Raw genomic sequence first — 4500 nt, forward strand, 5'->3', positions numbered from 1 at the left:
ACGCGTCCGTCGACATCGTGGCGCGCGAGGTCGAGATGGAGATGGCCGTCGCCGGATCCGTCCGCGCCGGGCCCCCAGACCGTCCTGAACGGCCCGCAGGCGGCGGACCGGACGTCGTCGAGGAAGGCCGCGGCGCTGGGATCCCCGGCCGCCGCGACCGGAATCTCGCGGCCGTCAGCCAGGATGAAGGCAGCCACGTCGATGCCGTTGCCGAAGGCGTGTTCCGAAAGCCCCGGCTCGGGCGCCTCCCTGGCCTTGCGGCAGGCGTAGGAGCCCGCATTGCGAATCTCGGCCACCTCGACGCCGAAGCGCGCCCGCGCAGCGGGCTGAACCGTGTCGCGGACCCAGAGGTCCAGCGCCGCCGTCATGGCGCAGCCCAGACGCGCGCCCGGCTCGACGCCGACGGCGCCGTCGGCGAGCGCCAGCACCCGGAAGGCGTGATCGACGCCGCAGATGTCCTGGCCTGCGATCTCGCCCAGCGGACGCACGAACGTGGTCGGCTTCACCTGCCCGGCGGCGACGCACGCCTGCTCGGCCTCGCCGCGCCAGGCCGCGCGTTCCTGGCGCCCAAACGCGCCGACGCCGGCGAGCGCCACGGCCGAGCCGAAGAACCCGACAAAGATCGCAATGCGGATGATCATGTTCTCTAAAATGCGAAGTGCGAGATTAACGGCCGATCAATGAAGGCGCCCCAGCGGTCGCCGCGGCTTCCCGTGACGGGCCTCATGGGAGAGGATGGCGGCGTCCGCGCGACCGATCGCGCGGGAGGAGTCCCGATCGCATGACCGAAACGCCCAAGACGCTTCTCGAACTCGCCGGCGCCGCGCCCGCCCCCGCCTCGCTCTCCGACGCGACGCTGGTCGTGATCGACGCGCAGAACGAATATGTCAGCGGCCCGATCGCCCTGCCGGGCGTGCAGCCGGCGCTGGAGGCGATCGCGGCGTTGCTCGCGGAAGCCCGCGCGGCCGGAACGCCGGTCGTGCATCTGGTCCATCGCGCACCCGCCGGCGTGTTCGTGGAGGGAACGGAGGGCGCCGAGATCGCCCCGCAGGCGGCCCCGGCCGAAGGCGAGCCGGTGTTCAAGAAGGAGCTTCCCAACGGCTTCACCAACCCCGAATTCGGCCGGACGCTCGAGCGACTCGGCCGCAAGAACCTGATTCTCACGGGCTTCATGACCCACATGTGCGTGGATTCGACGGCCCGCGCGGCCGTCGACCTCGGTTATGGCGTCACGATCGTCGAGAACGCGGTCGCGAGCCGGCCGCTGCCCGGCGTGCTCGGCCGCCCGGCGCGCTCCGCGCAGGAGGTGCATGACGGCGCGCTGGCGGGGCTCGCAGACCTGTTCGCGGTGGTGACGCCGGACGCTTCCGGCCTGGGCAGGTGAGCCGGCGGCGTCAGCCGCCGAGCTTCGCCTTCACGACGCCGTTCGCCGCGCCGAAATCCATCACGCCGGCATACTTCGACTTCAGGGCGCCCATCACCTTGCCCATGTCCTTGACCGAAGCCGCGCCGGTCTCGGCGATGGCGACGTCGATCGCCGCCGCGACCTGCTCGGGCGACATCTGCGCGGGCAGGAACTCCTGGATCACGGCGATCTCGGCGCGCTCCTTCTCGGCGAGCTCCGGACGGCCGTTCTGCTCGTAGATCGCGGCGGATTCCTGCCGCTGCTTGATCATCTTGGCGAGCAGCTGCTTGAGCTCGTCTTCGGTCGCCGCGCCCTTGCCGGCGCCCCGCGCCTCGATGTCGCGATCCTTGATCGCGGCCCCCATCATGCGCAGCGTCGCGGTGCGGGCGGCGTCGCGGGCCTTCATCGACTCCTTGACAGCGGCGTTGATCGCCTCGCGCATGGTTTGATCCTCTGAGCCTGCAGGGCTGGCGCGCCGGCGCGTCGGTTGACGCGCTTCCGGGCGGCGCCTAGTTTCCGGCCGCAACTACGCTTTCGGGCGCTGCGCGGCGTTCGCGCTGGGTTAAGGCAATCGTCATGACGGGACAAGACACGGCCGCTCACGGCTGGGATGAGGCGCGCCCGACCGCGCGGCTTCTGCTGGCAGACGGCACCCTGATCGAAGGCCAGGGCATCGGAGCCGAAGGCATCGCGGCGGGCGAGCTCTGCTTCAACACCGCGATGACGGGTTATCAGGAAATCCTGACCGACCCGTCCTATGCGGGCCAGATCATCACCTTCACCTTCCCGCACATCGGCAATGTCGGGGTCAACGACGACGACGTCGAGACCATCAACGCGGCCGCCTCCTCGGGCGTACGCGGCGCGGTGTTTGCGGCCGACGTCACCTCTCCGTCCAACTGGCGGGCGACCCGCGACCTCGACGCCTGGCTGAAGGCGCGCGGCATCGTCGGGGTGGCGGGCGTCGACACCCGCGCGCTGACGGCGCTGATCCGCGAGAAAGGCGCCGCCAACGCGGTCATCGCGCATGCGCCCGACGGCCGGTTCGACGAGGCGGTCCTGAAGGCCGAGCTTGAGGGCTTCCCGGGGCTTGAAGGCCAGGACCTCGTGCCGCTCGTCGCCGCGACCCAGCGCTATGAGTGGGACGAGGGCGGCTGGACGTGGCCCGGCCAGGCCGAGCCCGGCGCCTATGGCAAGCGGCCGGAGGGCGAGGCCAAACGGGTCATCGCGATCGACTACGGCCTCAAGCGCAACATCCTTCGCATGCTGACGGCCGCGGGCTGCGAGGTCACCGTGCTGCCGCCGACGGCGACCGCCGAAGAGGTGCTGGCGCTGGAGCCGGACGGCGTGTTCCTTTCGAACGGCCCGGGCGATCCGGCCGCCACCGGCGCCTATGCGGTGCCGATGATCCAGGGCGTCCTGGAGAAGAAGGTGCCGACCTTCGGCATCTGCCTCGGACACCAGATGCTGGCGCTCGCGGTCGGCGCGAACACCCAGAAGATGCATCAGGGCCATCACGGCGCGAATCATCCGGTGAAGGACCTGATAACCGGCAAGGTCGAGATCACCTCGATGAACCACGGCTTCGCGGTCGATCGCGACACCCTGCCGGAGACCGCGCGCGAGACCCACGTCTCGCTGTTCGACGGCTCGAACTGCGGCCTCGAACTCACTGACCGCCCGGCCTTTTCGGTGCAGCATCACCCGGAGGCCTCGCCGGGCCCGCAGGACAGCCACTACCTGTTCCACCGCTTCGTCGAGATGATGAACAAGCGGGCGTAAGGACCCACGCGGATGACGGCGCGCAGACTAGGCCTTCTCGCCCTGCTCGCCGTCATTCTGGCCGGGGCCGGCGGCGCCTGGCTGCTGTGGCGGGCCGAGGAGGCCAGCACGCCCGAGCCGCGTCAGGCGCAGGATTCCGGCGGAACCCGGCTCTACTGCCAGTTCTACGTGTTCGTCGAACAGCGGCCCCGGGTCGCCTTCTACTTCGAGGTCGACCGGGAAGGCCCGGCGCCGCGCTTCCGGCAGATCTATGTCGCCGAGGACAATGGCGAGCGCGCCGATTTCGACGGCGTCTCCCAACCGCGTCCCGAGTGGACGTTCAGCGCCGCCGATCCGGCGCGCATCTCCTCCCGCATCGTCGTGCCGGACGCCTCTCAGGCCGCGCAGCATGAGGAAGACATCGCGATCGAGCTCCACCGGTACGAGCCGAAGGCCGAGGGGCCGGTCTGGTTCGAGGCGAGCCTCAGGAACGTCCACTTCCAGAACCTGCCCGGCAAATGCCGGCAGAGCGGCGCATGAGCGGACCGTTCCGGGTTCGCGACGCGCTCGATTCCGACATGGCGGCGGTCCAGCGCATCTATGAGCCGGAGGTGGTGGCCGGCCTCGCCACCTTCGAGCTGGAGCCCCCGAGCGTCGAGGAGATGGCCCGACGGCGCGACGCCATCATCGGCGCCGGTCGTCCCTACCTCGTGGCCGAACGCGACGGCCGCGTGCTGGGCTACGCCTATGCCGCGGAATACCGGGCGCGGCCGGCCTACCGGCACACGGTGGAGGATTCCGTCTACGTGTCCGCCGAAGCGCAGGGCCAGGGCGTCGGAAGCGCCCTGCTCGCGGAGTTGATCGCCCGCTGCGAAGCGGGGCCGTGGCGGCAGATGGTGGCCGTCATCGGCGATTCGGCGAACGCCGGCTCGATCGCGCTGCACCGGCGGCTGGGGTTCCGGCAGGTCGGCGTGCTCGAGGCGGTCGGCTTCAAGCTCGGACGCTGGGTCGACACGGTGCTGATGCAGCGGCCGCTCGGAGGGCGCGCGGAGTGATCAGCCGCGGCGTCGTCCTCCGGCTCGGCGTCGGCCAGCTGATCTGCTGGGGATCGACCTTCTATCTGATCGGCGCCTTCGGCGACCGGATCGCGGCCGATTTCGGCTGGAGCCTGATCGGGACGCAGGCGGGCTTTTCGCTCGCGCTCCTGACGATGGGCGTGGTCTCGACGGCCGCGGGACGGATGATCGACCGCCACGGCGGCCGGATCGCGATGGTCTGCGGCTCACCTATGCGCTTCTGCTCATCGTCATCGGCGTTGATCTTCTGCGGCGTCT

Annotated in this window: 6 protein-coding genes and 1 pseudogene; 5 read left to right on the top strand and 2 right to left on the bottom strand. The window is 70.4% G+C overall.

The window, feature by feature from the left end:
* Positions 1-641 (bottom strand): extensin-like domain-containing protein (locus tag ACIKT0_RS13530; RefSeq protein WP_407105848.1); only part of this gene is annotated, 641 nt, incomplete at its 3' end.
* A 140-nt stretch (positions 642-781) separates the two neighbouring features.
* On the opposite strand from ACIKT0_RS13530, the gene ACIKT0_RS13535 reads away from it, so the two are divergent.
* Complete coding sequence (locus ACIKT0_RS13535; RefSeq protein WP_407105849.1) at positions 782-1384, top strand: isochorismatase family protein; 603 nt, start codon at positions 782-784, stop codon at positions 1382-1384.
* Between the two features lie 10 nt (positions 1385-1394).
* Here the strand turns inward: ACIKT0_RS13535 and ACIKT0_RS13540 are convergent, their stop codons facing one another.
* On the bottom strand, positions 1395-1847 hold the full coding sequence (locus tag ACIKT0_RS13540; protein WP_407105850.1) for a GatB/YqeY domain-containing protein: 453 nt from the start codon (positions 1845-1847) through the stop codon (positions 1395-1397).
* A gap of 134 nt (positions 1848-1981) precedes the next feature.
* Here ACIKT0_RS13540 and carA point away from each other — a divergent pair, with 134 nt between their 5' ends.
* From carA to ACIKT0_RS13560, 4 genes and pseudogenes are all read left to right on the top strand, one after another.
* The gene (carA, locus tag ACIKT0_RS13545) at positions 1982-3187 is read left to right on the top strand and encodes a glutamine-hydrolyzing carbamoyl-phosphate synthase small subunit (RefSeq protein ID WP_407105851.1); all 1206 of its coding nucleotides are present in this window, start codon (positions 1982-1984) and stop codon (positions 3185-3187) included.
* 12 nt (positions 3188-3199) lie between these two features.
* Positions 3200-3706 carry a hypothetical protein gene (locus tag ACIKT0_RS13550; protein ID WP_407105852.1) on the top strand — a complete coding sequence of 169 codons (507 nt, stop codon included), beginning with the start codon at positions 3200-3202 and terminating at the stop codon, positions 3704-3706.
* Entirely contained in the window at positions 3703-4221 is a 519-nt protein-coding gene (locus ACIKT0_RS13555; RefSeq protein WP_407105853.1) for a GNAT family N-acetyltransferase, read from the top strand. The genes ACIKT0_RS13550 and ACIKT0_RS13555 overlap by 4 nt, the downstream gene beginning before the upstream one ends.
* A pseudogene (locus tag ACIKT0_RS13560) lies at positions 4218-4500 on the top strand (hypothetical protein); the annotation flags it as partial. The gene ACIKT0_RS13555 and the pseudogene ACIKT0_RS13560, both read left to right, overlap by 4 nt.

It is taken from the genome of Hansschlegelia beijingensis (assembly GCF_045505405.1).
Lineage (GTDB): Bacteria > Pseudomonadota > Alphaproteobacteria > Rhizobiales > Methylopilaceae > Methylopila > Methylopila beijingensis_A.